The organism is Paraplanobispora siamensis (assembly GCF_016863175.1).
Taxonomy (GTDB): Bacteria; Actinomycetota; Actinomycetes; order Streptosporangiales; family Streptosporangiaceae; genus Planobispora; species Planobispora siamensis.
The window spans coordinates 83,083-97,253 of the sequence record NZ_BOOJ01000065.1 but is presented as its reverse complement, the minus strand read 5'-3'; the positions used below and the strand labels follow the sequence as shown (position 1 = coordinate 97,253).

18 protein-coding genes are annotated in these 14,171 nt (G+C 72.7%); 12 read left to right on the top strand and 6 right to left on the bottom strand.

Translation table 11 applies throughout. The features are described from left to right. The first annotated feature begins 43 nt into the window (after positions 1–43). Positions 44–376, top strand: a complete 333-nt coding sequence (locus Psi01_RS35265) for a putative quinol monooxygenase (RefSeq protein WP_204068495.1) — start codon at positions 44–46, stop codon at positions 374–376. A 25-nt stretch (positions 377–401) separates the two neighbouring features. Beyond that, the gene (locus Psi01_RS35260) at positions 402–1,226 is read left to right on the top strand and encodes a hypothetical protein (protein WP_204068494.1); all 825 of its coding nucleotides are present in this window, start codon (positions 402–404) and stop codon (positions 1,224–1,226) included. 103 nt (positions 1,227–1,329) lie between these two features. Here the strand turns inward: Psi01_RS35260 and Psi01_RS35255 are convergent, their stop codons facing one another. After that, the gene (locus Psi01_RS35255) at positions 1,330–1,779 is read right to left on the bottom strand and encodes a carboxymuconolactone decarboxylase family protein (RefSeq protein WP_204068493.1); all 450 of its coding nucleotides are present in this window, start codon (positions 1,777–1,779) and stop codon (positions 1,330–1,332) included. An 83-nt stretch (positions 1,780–1,862) separates the two neighbouring features. On the opposite strand from Psi01_RS35255, the gene Psi01_RS35250 reads away from it, so the two are divergent. The 3 genes from Psi01_RS35250 to Psi01_RS35240 all read left to right on the top strand — a co-directional run bounded on the left by Psi01_RS35250 (position 1,863) and on the right by Psi01_RS35240 (position 5,191). Continuing rightward, positions 1,863–2,747, top strand: coding sequence for a sigma-70 family RNA polymerase sigma factor (locus Psi01_RS35250; protein ID WP_204068492.1), 885 nt, complete (start codon positions 1,863–1,865; stop codon positions 2,745–2,747). Between the two features lie 109 nt (positions 2,748–2,856). After that, entirely contained in the window at positions 2,857–3,414 is a 558-nt protein-coding gene (locus Psi01_RS35245) for a TetR/AcrR family transcriptional regulator (protein ID WP_204068491.1), read from the top strand. A 73-nt stretch (positions 3,415–3,487) separates the two neighbouring features. Continuing rightward, positions 3,488–5,191: an alpha/beta fold hydrolase gene (locus tag Psi01_RS35240; protein WP_204068490.1), complete on the top strand. Its 1,704-nt coding sequence runs from the start codon at positions 3,488–3,490 to the stop codon at positions 5,189–5,191. Positions 5,192–5,211: 20 nt separating this feature from the next. Here the strand turns inward: Psi01_RS35240 and Psi01_RS43775 are convergent, their stop codons facing one another. After that, the gene (locus Psi01_RS43775; RefSeq protein WP_239128261.1) at positions 5,212–5,463 is read right to left on the bottom strand and encodes a helix-turn-helix transcriptional regulator; all 252 of its coding nucleotides are present in this window, start codon (positions 5,461–5,463) and stop codon (positions 5,212–5,214) included. Here Psi01_RS43775 and Psi01_RS43770 point away from each other — a divergent pair, their 5' ends adjacent. The 3 genes from Psi01_RS43770 (at position 5,464) to Psi01_RS35225 (ending at position 6,483) form a co-directional block, all read left to right on the top strand. Then, positions 5,464–5,604 carry a hypothetical protein gene (locus tag Psi01_RS43770; RefSeq protein WP_239128260.1) on the top strand — a complete coding sequence of 47 codons (141 nt, stop codon included), beginning with the start codon at positions 5,464–5,466 and terminating at the stop codon, positions 5,602–5,604. Positions 5,605–5,671: 67 nt separating this feature from the next. Continuing rightward, a complete protein-coding gene (mobA, locus tag Psi01_RS35230; RefSeq protein WP_204068488.1) occupies positions 5,672–6,229 on the top strand; it encodes a molybdenum cofactor guanylyltransferase in 558 nt (185 codons plus the stop codon). Continuing rightward, entirely contained in the window at positions 6,226–6,483 is a 258-nt protein-coding gene (locus Psi01_RS35225; protein WP_204068487.1) for a DUF6457 domain-containing protein, read from the top strand. The genes mobA and Psi01_RS35225 overlap by 4 nt, the downstream gene beginning before the upstream one ends. 248 nt (positions 6,484–6,731) lie before the next feature. Here the strand turns inward: Psi01_RS35225 and Psi01_RS35220 are convergent, their stop codons facing one another. Beyond that, entirely contained in the window at positions 6,732–7,043 is a 312-nt protein-coding gene (locus tag Psi01_RS35220) for a DUF3099 domain-containing protein (RefSeq protein WP_204068486.1), read from the bottom strand. A 74-nt stretch (positions 7,044–7,117) separates the two neighbouring features. Between Psi01_RS35220 and Psi01_RS35215 the strand changes: the two genes are divergently transcribed. Beyond that, positions 7,118–7,330, top strand: coding sequence for a dodecin (locus Psi01_RS35215; RefSeq protein ID WP_204068485.1), 213 nt, complete (start codon positions 7,118–7,120; stop codon positions 7,328–7,330). A 99-nt stretch (positions 7,331–7,429) separates the two neighbouring features. Then, the gene (locus Psi01_RS35210; RefSeq protein WP_204068484.1) at positions 7,430–8,494 is read left to right on the top strand and encodes a carcinine hydrolase/isopenicillin-N N-acyltransferase family protein; all 1,065 of its coding nucleotides are present in this window, start codon (positions 7,430–7,432) and stop codon (positions 8,492–8,494) included. Between the two features lie 101 nt (positions 8,495–8,595). Here Psi01_RS35210 and Psi01_RS35205 read toward each other — a convergent pair whose 3' ends face one another. Together Psi01_RS35205 and Psi01_RS35200 are read right to left on the bottom strand one after the other, a co-directional pair. After that, the gene (locus Psi01_RS35205) at positions 8,596–9,963 is read right to left on the bottom strand and encodes a metallopeptidase TldD-related protein (protein ID WP_204068483.1); all 1,368 of its coding nucleotides are present in this window, start codon (positions 9,961–9,963) and stop codon (positions 8,596–8,598) included. After that, positions 9,963–11,462 (bottom strand): TldD/PmbA family protein, encoded by a 1,500-nt coding sequence (locus tag Psi01_RS35200; RefSeq protein ID WP_204068482.1) that lies wholly within the window; start codon positions 11,460–11,462, stop codon positions 9,963–9,965. Before Psi01_RS35200 ends, Psi01_RS35205 begins: the two co-directional genes overlap by 1 nt. Positions 11,463–11,539: 77 nt before the next feature. Between Psi01_RS35200 and Psi01_RS35195 the strand changes: the two genes are divergently transcribed. Both Psi01_RS35195 and fabI read left to right on the top strand, forming a co-directional pair. Beyond that, positions 11,540–12,244, top strand: coding sequence for a beta-ketoacyl-ACP reductase (locus tag Psi01_RS35195; protein WP_204068481.1), 705 nt, complete (start codon positions 11,540–11,542; stop codon positions 12,242–12,244). A gap of 114 nt (positions 12,245–12,358) precedes the next feature. After that, positions 12,359–13,123: an enoyl-ACP reductase FabI gene (fabI, locus tag Psi01_RS35190; RefSeq protein WP_204068480.1), complete on the top strand. Its 765-nt coding sequence runs from the start codon at positions 12,359–12,361 to the stop codon at positions 13,121–13,123. A gap of 56 nt (positions 13,124–13,179) precedes the next feature. Here the strand turns inward: fabI and Psi01_RS35185 are convergent, their stop codons facing one another. Continuing rightward, positions 13,180–14,100: a hypothetical protein gene (locus Psi01_RS35185; protein WP_204068479.1), complete on the bottom strand. Its 921-nt coding sequence runs from the start codon at positions 14,098–14,100 to the stop codon at positions 13,180–13,182. Positions 14,101–14,171 lie beyond the last annotated feature (71 nt).

Genomic DNA, 14,171 nt, shown 5'->3' with positions numbered 1-14,171 from the left:
CCGGCGGGCCCCGCCGGGGCCGCCGCCCGCCGAAGGAGGAACGATGATCTTCATTACCGCGAAGTTCCGTGTGCTGCCCGACTCCGCCGACCGGTGGCCCGAGATCACCGGTGAGTTCACCCGGGCGACCCGCGCCGAGCCGGGCTGCCTGTGGTTCGACTGGTCGCGCAGCATCGAGGACCCGACGGAGTACGTCCTGGTCGAGGCGTTCCGCGACGGGGACGCCGGAGCGGCGCACGTGCAGTCCGATCACTTCAAGAAGGCCCAGGAGACGCTCCCGCCGCACCTCGCCGCGACGCCCCGGATCGTCAACGTGACGGTCCCGCAGGACGACTGGTCCCTCCTCGGGGAGATGGCCGTTCCCGGGCGCGACTGAGCCGCGCGGCCGCTAGCGTCGGGGCATGAACTGGATCAAGCGCCCTCGGGCCGGGCGGCCGGGCCGTGACCGTCCCGCCGCCTCCGGCACCCTCCGCCGGGGACGGCGGGGATGGAAGGCGGTGCCCGCCGCGCTCGCCCGGAGGTGGAAGGCGGTGCTCGCCGGGCTCGTAGCGCTGGTGGCCGCCGCGGTCGCCGGGGTGGCGCTGGCCTTCCCGGCCGTCGCGGCCACGACCTGCCCGGGCTGTTACGGGCTGGAACGCCTGGGGCCGGACCTCTACACCGAGGCGGATCTGCCGGCCGGGCAGCGCCGGCGGATGGCCGAGGTCGTGCAGGAGGCCGACCGGCGCGTCCGGGACTTCTACGGCGGGCGCACGAGCGCGCCGCGGATCCTCGCCTGCGTGACGGAGGACTGCTACCGCCGGATCGGCGGCGGGCGGGAGCGCGGTGTCGCCGTCCTCAACCGCGCGGTGATCCTGTCGCCGCGCGGCGTCGATCCGGTGATCGTCTCCCACGAGATGTCGCACGTCGAACTGCACGAGCGGCTCGGATCCGCCGGTGGGCGGGTGCCGCAGTGGTTCGACGAGGGTCTCGCCGTCGTGGTCTCCGCGGACCCGCGCTATCTGCTGCCGGAGACGGCCGCCGACCGGTGCCGGGTCGGCCCCGAGGGGCCCCTTCCGGCGACCCTGGAGCAGTGGCTGCGCGCGGCCGGCGCGGATGAGCAGGTCTACGCCCGATCGGCGTGCCGGGTGCACCGGTGGATGGCCGCCGACGGCGGGAAGGCCGCCGTGGCGGGCCTGATCGAGCGGCTGGCCGCGGGGGAGGAGTTCACGGCGATCGTCGGGGGATGACGGTCCCTCCTCGCCCGGTTCCTTCTCACCCGGTCCCCCCGCCCGGTTCCTTCTCACCCGGTCCCCCCGCCCGGCTTCTTCTCACCCGGTCCCCCCGCCCGGCTCACCAGGTCTTGCCGGCCTGCGCCCGGATCGTACGGTTGATCCGGTTGAAGAAGTTGGTCAGCGCGATCTCCAGATTGATCGCGGACAGCTGCTTCTCGTCGAAGTGGGCGGCGGCGGCCTGCCAGATCTCGTCGGTCACACCCGGCGCGCCGTCCTGGATACGGGTGGCGGCCTCGGTCAGCGCGAGCGCGGCCCGCTCCGCCTCGGTGAAGAACGGAGTCTCGCGCCAGGCGACCACGTTGTGCAGCCGCTCCTCCGTCTCACCGTGCTTCCTGGCCGAGGCGACCCCGGCGAAGACGCACGGGCTGCAGCCGTTGATCTGGCTGGCCCGCAGGTGGACCAGCCCGAGCACGAGCGGGTCGACGCCACCGGCGTGGATCGCCTTGTAGAGGTGCTGGATCGCCGTCATCACATCGGCGTCCGCCCGGCTCTTCATGCGTGCTTCCATCGGTCTTGCCCCTTCGTCGGTTACCCGGGCCCGTCCTGGCCCGTCATCACCCATGACGGAGCAGATCCGAGGAAGGTAACAACATGTCCGAGACCAGCCCGGCCGACCCGGTGGGCGAGGCCTTCGAGGCCCAGCGCGACCGGCTGCGCGCGGTCGCCCACCGCATGCTCGGATCGCACGCCGACGCCGAGGACGTGGTCCAGGAAGCCTGGCTGCGGCTCTCCCGCCAGGATCCGGCGACCATCCGCAATCTCGCAGGCTGGCTGACCACGGTGGTCGGCCGGATCAGCCTCGACGTCCTGCGATCGCGCCAGACCCGCCCTGAGACGCCCTACGACGACCGGCTGCCCGAACTCGTCGTGACGGTCGACGACGGCCCCGAGCCGGAGGACGACGTGGCGCTCGCCGACTCGGTCGGGCTCGCGCTCCTGGTCGTCCTGGAGTCGCTCCGGCCGGGCGAACGGCTGGCGTTCGTGCTGCACGACCTGTTCGCGGTGCCGTTCGACGAGATCGGCAAGATCCTCGGCAAGTCCGCCGACGCCACCAAGATGCTCGCCAGCCGCGCGCGCAGGAAGGTGCAGGCGACCGAGCGGCCGGCGGCCGCCGGACGGGGGCAGCGCGAAGTGGTCCGGGCTTTTCTGGCGGCGGCCCGCCGCGGCGACTTCGAGGGGTTGCTGCGCGTGCTCGACCCGGAGGTGCGGCTGACCGTCGACACCGCCGACGGTGTGGTCGTCGTCCTCGGCGCCACCAAGGTCGCCGCCGGCGCGACCGCGCGAGTCGCCGCCGGCGCGGCCGCACGAGGGCGGGCGGTGCTCGTCGACGGTCTTCCCGGGTTCGTCTCCTGGCGCGAGGACGGGACCCCGCTCTCGGTCATGGCGTTCACCGTCGTCGAGGGCCGGATCGCCGCCATCACGACTGTGATCGACCCGGCCAGGCTCGCGTCGATGGACCTGCCGGATCCGGGGTGAGTCACCGCCTGGCACGAGAGCGCGGCCCTGCAAGCCGCGCGTGCCTTCGCGGGGCACGGGCCGTACGGGGAGGTTGAAAAAATATACAGATCGGTCTATTTTCCTGTCCATGGGACAGAAGGGGAGCCAGACGCGGGCCCGGATACTGGACGCGACGCAGGAGCTGGTCGAGGCGGGGGGATACTTCGGCGCCGGGCTCAACCAGGTGATCGCGGTCAGCGGCGCGCCCCGCGGCTCGCTCTACTTCCACTTCCCCGAGGGCAAGGACCAGCTCGTCGGCGAGTCGATACGGCGGGCAGGCCAGACGATCGGCGCCGCCTTCGAGGACCTGGCCGCCTCCGGCGCGTCTGCGGCGGAGTTCGTCGAGGGGGTGCTGCGGCATCTGGGCGACCGGCTGGAGGAGTCGGGCTGGAGCAAGGGCTGCCCGGTGGCCACCGTGGCGCTCGAGATGGCCGCCGCCAGCGACCCGCTGCAGCAGGCCTGCTCGGAGGTCTACGCCTCGTGGGAGGCCGCCCTGCGGGCGCGGCTCGCCGGACGGCCGGACGCCGAGGACCTCGCCGTCACGATCCTGGCGCTGATCGAGGGAGCGCTCCTGCTGGCCAAGGCGCACCGCAGCAGGCGGCCGCTGGAGCGCGTCGCCGCGCAGCTGGCCGTCCTGCTGCGCTGAGACGGGCCCTCCGCACGCGGCGGGCCCCTTTTTTCGGCCCAAAAATATGTAGACCGATCTATTGAGGAGTTCCATGGACGCGATGGTCTTCGGCGCGACCGGCTTCATCGGCCGATCCCTCGTCGCCGAACTGCTCGGCCGGGGGCAGCGGGTGGCGGCGGCCGTACGCGAGGACACCCTCACCCCCTGGCTGACCGGGCAGGGCCTCGACACCGGCGGGCTGACCGTCGTCACCGCCGACATCACCCGGCCGCTCACGGGACTGCCCCCGGCGCGCGACGTCTACAACACCGCCGCGCGCTTCGCCTTCGGCCTCGGCGTGGACGAGGCGCGGGCGGTCAACGTGACCGGGGCGCTCAACGTGCTCGAATGGGCCGCCGCGCTGCCCGGGCTGCGGCGGCTGGTGCACCTCAGCGGGTACCGGGTGAGCGGCGCCCACCCCGACTACGCCAGGCTGGGCGCCTACGAGGCGTCCAAGGCCGAGGCCGATCTCGCCGTGCGGGCCCGGGCCCGCGAACTGGGGGTCCCGCTGACCGTCGCCAACCCCAGCACGGTGATCGGTCCCGGCCAGTACATCGGCCTGGCCTCGCTCGCCGAGGACCTGTGGAACGGGCGGCTGCCCGTGCTCCCCGGCGGTCCCGACGTCTTCCTGCCGATCGTCACGATCGGCTATCTCGCGCGGTTCCTGGCGGAGATCCCCGCCTGGCCCGAGGGGGAGGACTACTGGGTGCTGGACGACGGCACGCCGCTCCTGCCCGAGCTGGTCGCCACGCTCGCCGGACACATGGGTGTACGGGCGCCGCGCCGTACCGTCCCCGCGGGCCTCGTGCGCCGCCTGCCGCGCAGGATCACCGGAGCCGACCCCGAGACGCTGTCGTTCCTGTCGGCGGACCGCTATCCGACGGCCTCCGCCCGCGCCTTCGCCGAGGCCGCCGGCCTGGAGATGCCCCCGGCCGCCGACGCCCTGCGCGCGTGGGCCGACGACCTGGTGGCCACCCGCTTCGGCGCCGCCGCACCGTGGCTGCGCCCGTACGGCTTCCGCGACCGCACCTGGGTGATGGGCGAGACCCGCCGGCCCGCCCACGTCCTGCTGCACGGACTGCCGATGAACGCCGACATGTGGGCGCCGCTGGCCGGCCACCTGCCCGGCCCGATCCTGGCCCCCGACCTGCCGGGCCTGGGCCGTTCCGCTCCGATCGGCCTGCCCGGCCCGAGCCGCCCGGCCCTCGCCGAGCGGTCCCTGGACGCCTGGCTCGCCGGCCTGATGGAGCCGGTCCGGACCCGCCCGGTGCTGGTCGCCCACTCCCTGGCCTGCGGGCCCGCGCTCCGCTTCGCCCTCGCGCACCCCGATCGCGTCGACCGGCTCGTGCTCATCGCCCCGGCGTTCCTGCAGGCCCCCGGCCCGCGGCACACCCGCTCGGCCCTGGCCGCACCCCTGCTGCGCCGCATGTCCGCCGCGCGCCTGGCCGCCGTGCTCGGGGTCCCCGAGGGGCCGGAGGTGGCCGGCGCCGCGGCCGACCTGCGCCGCCCGGGCGCGGCGCGCCGGGTGATCGCGGCGATGCGCACGGCCTTCGCCGAACGCGGGGCCACGCGGTCGCTGCTGTCACGGGTGGACGTCCCGGTCGAGATCATCGTCGGCTCGGCCGACCCCCTGGCCGCGGACGCCGGCCACCCGGTGACCGAGATCGCCGGGGCCGGGCACTATCCGCAGCTCACCCATCCGGTCCGGGTCGCCCGCCGTCTCGGCCCGCTGTCCGGCCCGGCCGGCCCGGCATGACGCGCCCGGCGCCGGCCAGGTCAGGGGAGGAGCCCGGCGACGAGCTCGCCGCGGCTGCGCACGCCGACCTTGTCGAAGAGCGCCTTGAGGTGGTCCTGGACGGTGTGCGGCGAGATGAACGGGTGGCCGGCGATGTCGGCCGTCGACCGGCCGGAGAGCACCTCGAAGCAGACGTCCCGCTCGCGTGCGGTGGCGCCGTACGCCGTCAGCAGCAGCTGAGCCACCTCGTCCGGGGCCGCGGGCTCGACGCTGGTGATCTTCTGCTGCGTCACATGGTCCTGAGCGCGTGGCTGATGGGAGTCTCCGACCTGCTCGGCCACTATCCCAGGCGCGGCGACAGCGTGCCCGGGACGATCGCCGCCAGCGTGCCCGCCCTGATCGCCCTCATCGCCCTCATCGCCGCCGCACTGTGACCGCCGGGAGGCCCGTGTGCCGCCCTCGGATGCGGCCGATGATCTGATGTGAGCTAGCCTCGGATTCATGGACGGGTACGACGCGCTGATCCTCGCCGGCGGGCGGGCCTCCCGGCTCGGCGGCCGGGACAAGGCCGTCCTGACGGTGGGGGGCGTGCCGCTGATCGAGCGGGTGGCGGCGGCCGTGCCCGGCGCCGGCCGCCTCATCGTGGTGGGCCCCGAGCGGCCCGGGCTGGAGCGGGCGGTCTTCCTGCGGGAGGATCCGCCGGGCGGCGGGCCGGTGCCGGCGCTGCGGGCCGGGCTGGAGCGGGTGGACGCCCCGTGGGCCGCGCTGCTCGCCACGGACCTGCCGTACCTGTCCGCCGAGCACGTCTCGGCCCTGTTCGGCGCCGCGACGGGCGCGGAGGCCGCCGGAGCCGTGCTCGTCGACGACGGGGGGCACATGCAGTGGCTGGCCGGGGTGTGGCGTACGGCGGCGCTCACCGAGGCCCTGGCCGCCTACGACGGGCGCTCGCTGCACGGCCTGCTCGCACCCCTCGATCCGGTTCCGCTCCGCCTGGACGGGGAACCGTGGTTCGATTGCGACACGTTGGACGATCTGGAGCGTGCGAGGAGCGGGAAGTGAACGTGCTGGCGGAGTGGACCGCCCTGGTCTGCAGGGAACTCGGCGTCGACCCGGAGAAGGTGGACCGGGACGTGCTGCTCGACCTGACCAAGGAGGTCGCCCACGGGGTGGCCCGGCCGGCCGCGCCGCTGACGGCCTATCTGCTGGGGCTGGCCCAGGGGGCCGGTACGGCGCCGCCCGACGCGGTGGAGCGCCTGGTCGCGATGGCGGGCGACTGGGAGCGCGCGACGAAGGAGACGCTGGGCGACGAGTGAGGACGCGCGAGCGGCGGGTGCGGGAAGGCGCGTGAACGCGCACGTCTGAGGACGCGGGAAAAGGCCCGGGACACAGAACCGGGGCATAGAAAAGGGCGACGCCGGGTGGTTACGGGGGCAAACCACCCGGCGCCGCTTCATCGGCGTTCCGACGGGGGCCCGGAACGCCGGCACCAGTGCCCCGACGGGGGACCAGGGCACTTGGTTAAAGCGTACACCTACAACCCCTGAGATGCGTCAAGACTTAGTCACGACCCGATCTCGCGTCGGTGCCGTGGAATCTCGTTCTGGCCGGTCCCGGTCATGCCCGAGTCAACCGGAGGCTGCTTCTGCGGGGCGTTGGCACCGATCACGGCGACGTACGGCAAAAAGATGGCGCCGGCGAAAAGCAGGATCTTCACCGGCAGCGGGGCGGGCACGGTGAAGGCGAGGACCAGGCATATCAGCCGGATCCCCATCTTGATCAGATAGTTCCGCTCGCGCCGGCCGATGTCCTCACTCAGTGAGGGCCGGGCATCGGTCACCTGGTGGACTTGCGGACGTCTGCGCCATCCCTTCACGTTTTCCACCGTAGACCTCCGATTGATCGGGTGCGAACGGTCATGTGGTCCTGGCTTCCGGGTAAGGAGAGAACATGACAGATCGAACGTATCGGGTGACCGAGATAGTCGGCACATCGGGGGAGAGCCTCGAGGCCGCCATCCGCAACGGCATCCGCCGGGCCTCCCAGACCCTGCGTCACCTCGACTGGTTCGAGGTGACCGAGGTCCGCGGTCACATCGTCGACGGGGAGATCGGCCACTTCCAGGTCGGCCTGAAGGTCGGCTTCCGCCTCGAGGACGGCTGAGCCCTCCGCCTCCTCCCACGGGCGCCTCTCCTCCTTCCGCCCGGTCCCTCCCGCCCCCGTCCCTGGACGGCCGGCCGTACGGAAAGCAGACTGATCGGCATGCGGATCTCACCCCGGAGAGCATGCGCCGTACTCGCCGCGCTGGCCGTGTTGTCGGCCGGCGGATGTTCCGTGCCCGAGACCCGGCAGGCGGCGCCTTCGGGCGCGGCGTCGTCCGGTCCCGCGCCGGCCGGCCGTACCCCGCAGGCGCCGGAACTCCTGCGGCAGAGCGCCGACGAGGTCCGGCGGACGATCGACAGCATGCGCCGGGTGGACGACCTGCCGCTGTACGAGATGACCTACCACGGGACCTACGAGCGGGAGGGGCCGCTCGGGGAGGAGCACCTCGGCGCGAGCGCCGACGGCTGGGCGTGCTCGGTGTTCGCCGTCCCCCCGTCCGAGGGGGGAGGCCGGCCGCTGTTCGGCCGCAACTTCGACTGGTTCCCCAACCCGGCGCTGATCGTGCACGCCGACCCGCCCGACGGCTACGCCTCGGTCTCGGTGGTGGACCTGTCCTACCTGCTCGGCGACTCCGCGACGCCCGACCTGTCCGATCCGGAGGACCGCCGCCGGATGGCCCACGCGGTGCTCGCCCCCTTCGACGGGGTGAACGAGAAGGGCCTGGCCCTGGGCATGGCCGCCATGCCCGAAGGAGGGCTCCCGACGGCGACGGCCGAGCGGCCGGACCTCGGCAGCGCGCGCATCATGCGGACGATACTCGACAAGGCCGCCACGGTGGAGGAGGCCGTGGCCATCATGCGCCGTTACGACGTCGACTTCACCATCGGCCCGCAGATCCACTATCTGATCGCCGACGCCCGGGGCGGATCGGTCGTGGTCGAGCACGCCCGGGGCAAGGTCAACGTCATCGAGGACCGGGTGCTGACCAACTTCACCATGACCGGCACCGGTGAGCGGGAGCGCGCCGCCGACTACCGCTACCGCACGCTCGACACGGGCCTGCCCGCGGCACGTGACTGGCGGGACGGCATGGACCTGCTGCGCCGGGTGGCCCAGGAGCACACCCGCTGGTCGGTCGTCTACGACCAGACCGACGGCACCGCCCGGGTGGTGACCGCCAAGCGCTGGGACCGGGTGCACACCATCCCGCTCACCCAGCGGTAGAGCCGGGACACGCGCGCCCCGGCGGCGGCCCGGCCGCATCGGCGGGTGAGGGCGCCGTGGGATCCGGTGAACCGGACCCCACGGCCGTGGCCGGTCCCGGGTCAGTTCGCCTGGCTGACCGTCGACATGTTGAAGTCCGGCACCCGGAGCGCGGGCATGACCGTACGGGTGAAGTAGTCGTTCCACTCGCGCGGCAGGGTCCGCTCGCTCGCCCCGACCTCGGTGATCCGGCTGAGCAGGTCCACCGGGCTCTCGTTGAAGCGGAAGTTGTTCACCTCTCCCACGACCTCGCCGTTCTCCACCAGGTAGACGCCGTCGCGGGTCAGGCCGGTGAGCAGCAGGGTCTGCGGGTCGACCTCGCGGATGTACCACAGGCAGGTCAGCAGCAGGCCCCGCTCGGTGGAGGAGATCATCTCCTCCAGGGACCTGCCCCCGGACGGGCCCTCCATGATCAGGTTGTCGACCGCGGGGGTCACCGGCAGGTGCGTCAGGTCGGCCGAGTGACGGGTCTGGATCAGGCGGGCCAGCATGCCGTCGGCGATCCAGTCGGTCGGCTTGAGCGGCATGCCGTTGTCGAACACCGAGCTCTGCCGGCTGGAGGCGTGCGCGATCACGAACGGCGTCGACTCGATGCCCGCCGCGGCGGGGTCGCTGTGCAGCCGCAGCGGGATGCGGGCGAGCGTCTCCCCGACGCGGGTGCCGCCGCCGGGCTTGGAGAAGACGGTGCGGCCCTCCAGGGCGTCGCGGGCGCCGGAGGTCCAGTACATGTAGATCATCAGGTCGGCCACGGCGGAGGGCGGCAGCAGCGCCTCGTAGCGGCCCGCCGGCAGGTCGACGCGGTTCTTGGCCCACTCCAGCCGCTGGGCCAGGGTGGAGTCCAGCGCCTTGACGTCGACGTCGGAGAAGTCGCGGGTGGCCACGCCCGTCCACGCCGAGCGCTTCATGTCGGGCGACTTGGCGTTGAGCTCCAGACGCCCGGTGGGCTGGGTGTGCCGCAGGCGGGTCCCGGTGGAGGTGCCCACGAAGGTCGTGGTGAGCAGGTGCTCGGCGAAGCCGTACAGCCTGCGCCCGCCCGCCTCGGCCACGGCGAAGGCCTCGCCCAGCGCGGGGGCGAAGGAACCGAAGACGCCGATCGTGGTGGGCTCGGCGGGGACGTCCCAGTCGTCGGAGACGGTGCCCTTGACCAGCGGCCGGGCGTCCTCGGCCGGCGGGGCCTCCGCGGCGGCGCGGTCGGCCGCGGCCACCACCTCGGCCAGCTGCTCGGGGCGGACCGCCGCCCGCGACACCACGCCCACGCCCTGGCCGACGATCGAGATCACGGTCAGCTGCGAGGACCGGGACACGCCGTTGGTGGTGAGGGTGTTGCCCGCGAAGCGCAGGTTGGCGCCGGAGCCCTCGTCCACGATGACGACGGTCTCGTCGGCCGTCGACAGCTGCAGGGCCTTTTCGACCATCTCCTGGGGGCTCATCACTTTCCACCCTCCTGCACGGTGTTGAGGACGCGGACGCCGCGGAAGAGCGCCGACGGGCAGCCGTGGCTGACCGGGGCGACCTGGCCGGGCTGTCCCTTGCCGCAGTTGAACGCGCCGCCCAGCACGTAGGTCTGGGGGCCGCCGACGGCCTCCATCGAGCGCCAGAAGTCGGTCGTGGTGGCCTGGTAGGCCACATCGCGCAGCTGCCCGGCCAGGCGGCCGTTCTCGATGAGGTAGAACCGCTGGCCGGTGAACTGGAAGTTGTAGCGCTGCATGTCGATGGACCAGCTCTTGTCGCCCACGATGTAGATGCCGCGCTCGACCCTGCCGATCAGCTCGTCGGTGGAGGGACCGTCCGGCGCCGGCTGGAGCGAGACGTTGGCCATGCGCTGGATCGGCATGTGGCCGGGGGAGTCGGCGAAGGCGCAGCCGTTGGAGCCGCCCAGGCCCTTCATCAGCGCCATCCGCCGGTCGAGCTGGTAGCCGACCAGCAGGCCGTCCCTGACGATGTCGAACTGCTTGGCGGCCACGCCCTCGTCGTCGTATCCGATGGTGGACAGGCCGTGCTCGACCGTGCGGTCGCCGGTCACGTTCATCACCGGCGAGCCGTACACCAGGCTGCCGAGCTGGTCGAAGGTGGCGAAGCTGGTGCCGGCGTAGGCGGCCTCGTAGCCCAGGGCCCGGTCCAGCTCGGTGGCGTGCCCGATCGACTCGTGGATCGTCAGCCAGAGGTTGGACGGGTCGATGACCAGATCGTAGGTTCCCGCCTGCACGGACGGGGCCTTGAGCTTGTCGGCCAGCAGCTCGGGCAGGCGGGCCAGCTCGCCGGGGAAGTCCCAGCCGGTGCCGGTGAGGTATTCGTACCCGCGCCCGACCGGCGGGGCGATCGTGCGCATCGAGTCGTAACGGCCGTCCTCGACCTTCATCACCTCCAGCTCCGGATGCAGGCGCACCCGCTGCTGGGTGGTCACGGTGCCGGCGGTGTCGGCGTAGAACTTCTGCTCCTTGACCTGCATCAGGGAGGCCTGTACGTGGTCCACCCGCGGGTCCTTCAGCAGGTCCTCCGACCAGCCGGCGAGCAGCCCGACCTTGTCGGACAGCGGCACGTCGAACGGGTCGACCTCGTAGGCCGACACCCAGACGACGTCGGAGTGGACCGGCTCGGGAGCCAGCTCGATGGGTTCGCGGTTGACGGCCGCGGAGATGACGGCCACCTCCACCGCCTGCTCGGCCACCCTGACGGCGGCCTCGGGCGTGAGCTCGATGCCCGCGGCGAATCCCCAGGTGCCGTTCTTGACGACCCGTACGGCGTAGCCGAGGTCGTCGGCGTCGATGGAGCCCTCGAGCCGGGCGTCCGACAGACGGAGGGTCTCGGCGCGGACACGCTCGAACCGGAAGTCGGCGTGCTCGGCCCCGAGGTCACGGGCGCGCTGCAGTGCCGCGTCCGCCAGCCGCCTCATGGGCAGGGCGAGGAAGTCGGAATCGATCTGGCGCATGTCAACGATCCTAACCCTGTGATCTTGTTTCCTACGGACAAGAGGACTACCCCCGGGTAGCCGATAGCGTCGGCCCCATGGCTCGCTCTGTTCTCATAACCGGAGGAAACCGCGGCATCGGCCTCGCCATCGCCCGCGAACTCGCCCAGGCCGGTGACGCCGTCGCCGTGACCTACCGCTCCGGGGAGCCCCCGGAGGGGCTGTTCGGCGTGCGCTGTGACGTGACCAGCACCGACGACGTCGAGGCGGCGTTCGGCAAGGTCGAGGCCGAGCAGGGGCCGGTGGAGGTGCTCGTGGCCAACGCCGGCATCACCAAGGACACGTTGCTGCCGATGATGAAGGAGGAGACCTTCACCGACGTCATCGACGCCAACCTGACCGGCGCCTACCGGGTGGCCAAGCGGGCGACCCGGGGCATGCTGCGGCTCAAGCGCGGCAGGATCGTGCTCATCTCCTCGGTGGTGGCGATGCTCGGCTCGGCCGGCCAGACCAACTACGCCGCCTCCAAGGCGGGCATGATCGGCTTCGCCCGCTCCGCCGCCCGCGAGCTGGGCTCGCGCGGCATCACCGTGAACGTCGTGGCCCCCGGTTTCGTGGAGACCGACATGACGGCCGCGCTGGACGAGGCCTACCAGGAGCAGATCCGCAAGAACATCCCGCTGGGGCGGCAGGCCACCCCCGAGGAGATCGCGAAGGTGGTCGCCTTCGTGGCGGGCCCGGACGCCGCCTACATCACCGGCGCCGTGATCCCCGTCGACGGCGGCCTGGGCATGGGGCACTGACGCCCCGCCGCTCCCCGAGGGGAGCGGCCTGCCGTCCTCCGGCGCGGGGGACGGGTGACGGGCAGGCGCTGTCCGTCGGAACACACCAACCGCATCTCACGAGGGACGGCATCCATGGGAATCCTCGAAGGCAAGCGACTCCTGGTCACCGGCGTGCTGACGGACGCCTCGATCGCCTTCTCGGTGGCCAAGCTGGCCCAGGAGGAAGGCGCCACCATCGTGCTGACCGGCTTCGGCCGGCTCAGCCTCGTCGAGCGCATCGCCAAGCGGCTCCCCGAGCCGCCGCCGGTGATCGAGCTGGACGTGCAGAACACCGAGCACCTGGACTCCCTGGCCGACCGGGTCGGCGAGCACCTGGACGGCCTCGACGGCGTGGTGCACTCCATCGGCTTCGCCCCGCAGAGCTGTCTGGGCGGCAACTTCCTGAACACCCCGTGGGAGGACGTGGCGACCGCGCTGCACGTGTCGACCTACTCGTTCAAGTCGCTGGCGGTGGCCTGCCTGCCCCTGATGAAGGAGGGCGGCGCGATCGTCGGCCTGGACTTCGACGCCACCAAGGCCTGGCCGGTCTACGACTGGATGGGCGTGGCCAAGGCCGGCCTGGAGTCCTGCGCCCGTTATCTCGCCCGTGACCTGGGCAAGCACGGCGTCCGCGTGAACCTGGTCGCCGCCGGGCCGCTGCGCACCATGGCGGCCAAGAGCATCCCCGGCTTCAAGGAGTTCGAGGACAGCTGGCCGGAGAAGGCGCCGCTCGGCTGGGACCTGTCCGACACCGTGCCGGCCGCCAAGGCCTGCCTGGCGCTGATGTCCGACTGGTTCCCGGCCACGACCGGGGAGATCGTGCACGTCGACGGCGGCGTGCACGCCATCGGGGCCTGAGCCCGGCACGCTGCGCCGAGACCCCGCCCGCGCCGCACGGCGCGGGCGGGGTCGTCTCACGCCGTGCGGTGCCGTCCCGCCCGCAGGGGCTCGAACGGGATCGACTCCTCGTTGGAGCGCCTGGCGTACAGCACGCGGACGGCGAGGATCGCCCCGACCAGCAGGCCCGTGGTCAGCGCGGTGCCCAGCGGGTCGCTCTGCCGGGTGGGGGCCAGGGGGTGCCGGCCCGGCATCCGCTTCTGGAACTCCTGCATGAGCGGCCCCGGCCACAGCGGGTCCAGCCGGGGGGCCTCGATGTCGATCACCGGAGGCTCCGGGGGCACGGGGTCGCCGACCCGGGTGGTGTAGGTCCGCGTCTCGGGCCGGTGCACGGGCCCGGAGGCCGGCGAGACCGGCGCCGGCTTCTCCGTCCGCTTCGGCTTGCTGGTCTTCTTCTCCCGGGTCCCGCCGGTCCCGTCCGTGCCGGAGCGGGGTTTCCGCGCGGTCGCCGGCGGCGCCTGCTCCGCAGGGGCGTCCGCGGTGGAGCCCCCGCAGCCGGGCGAGGACACCAGCGGCAGGCAGGTGCCCAGGACCTCGGGCAGCAGGCCCTTCTTCTGCGGGGAGCCGCTCGAACCGCCGGAGTCGCCGGAGTCGCCGGATCCCGAGGACTCCTCACGCGGGGTGGAGACGGGGGAGTTGGGCTTCGGCTTCTTCGGCGGCTTGGCCGGCAGCGCCTCCGACGGGGCGTTCAGGACCGAGCTCGCCGTGTCGTCGACGGTCTTGGTGACGGGGCTCAGCGTCGAGCGGGTCAGGTCGTCCACGATGTCGGTGGTGTCGTCCACGACCTTGCACAGCCCGCCGGTGACCCCGCCGAGCAGCCCGCCGCCGTCCTGGCAACCGGGTGGCTGGGCGGCGATGCCCGCAGGTGTGGCCACGGCCAGGGGAACCCCGCCGCCGAGGGCCAGCGCCAGCGCACCGGCTGAGATCGCAGATCGCACCTTTCCCCCTACGCCACATCAAACACCTCAATGGTGGGCCTCGCCGTTACCCGGCCGGTCCCTCCTGTCAC

Bases quoted from the DNA above. Each gene is read 5' to 3' on its own strand.
- Psi01_RS35265 (WP_204068495.1), top strand. From the start codon at position 44: ATGATCTTCATTACCGCGAAGTTCCGTGTGCTGCCCGACTCCGCCGAC.
- Psi01_RS35260 (WP_204068494.1), top strand. From the start codon at position 402: ATGAACTGGATCAAGCGCCCTCGGGCCGGGCGGCCGGGCCGTGACCGT.
- Psi01_RS35255 (WP_204068493.1), bottom strand. From the start codon at position 1,779: ATGGAAGCACGCATGAAGAGCCGGGCGGACGCCGATGTGATGACGGCG.
- Psi01_RS35250 (WP_204068492.1), top strand. From the start codon at position 1,863: ATGTCCGAGACCAGCCCGGCCGACCCGGTGGGCGAGGCCTTCGAGGCC.
- Psi01_RS35245 (WP_204068491.1), top strand. From the start codon at position 2,857: ATGGGACAGAAGGGGAGCCAGACGCGGGCCCGGATACTGGACGCGACG.
- Psi01_RS35240 (WP_204068490.1), top strand. From the start codon at position 3,488: ATGGACGCGATGGTCTTCGGCGCGACCGGCTTCATCGGCCGATCCCTC.
- Psi01_RS43770 (WP_239128260.1), top strand. From the start codon at position 5,464: ATGGTCCTGAGCGCGTGGCTGATGGGAGTCTCCGACCTGCTCGGCCAC.
- mobA (WP_204068488.1), top strand. From the start codon at position 5,672: ATGGACGGGTACGACGCGCTGATCCTCGCCGGCGGGCGGGCCTCCCGG.
- Psi01_RS35215 (WP_204068485.1), top strand. From the start codon at position 7,118: ATGACAGATCGAACGTATCGGGTGACCGAGATAGTCGGCACATCGGGG.
- Psi01_RS35210 (WP_204068484.1), top strand. From the start codon at position 7,430: ATGCGGATCTCACCCCGGAGAGCATGCGCCGTACTCGCCGCGCTGGCC.
- Psi01_RS35205 (WP_204068483.1), bottom strand. From the start codon at position 9,963: ATGAGCCCCCAGGAGATGGTCGAAAAGGCCCTGCAGCTGTCGACGGCC.
- Psi01_RS35200 (WP_204068482.1), bottom strand. From the start codon at position 11,462: ATGCGCCAGATCGATTCCGACTTCCTCGCCCTGCCCATGAGGCGGCTG.
- Psi01_RS35195 (WP_204068481.1), top strand. From the start codon at position 11,540: ATGGCTCGCTCTGTTCTCATAACCGGAGGAAACCGCGGCATCGGCCTC.
- fabI (WP_204068480.1), top strand. From the start codon at position 12,359: ATGGGAATCCTCGAAGGCAAGCGACTCCTGGTCACCGGCGTGCTGACG.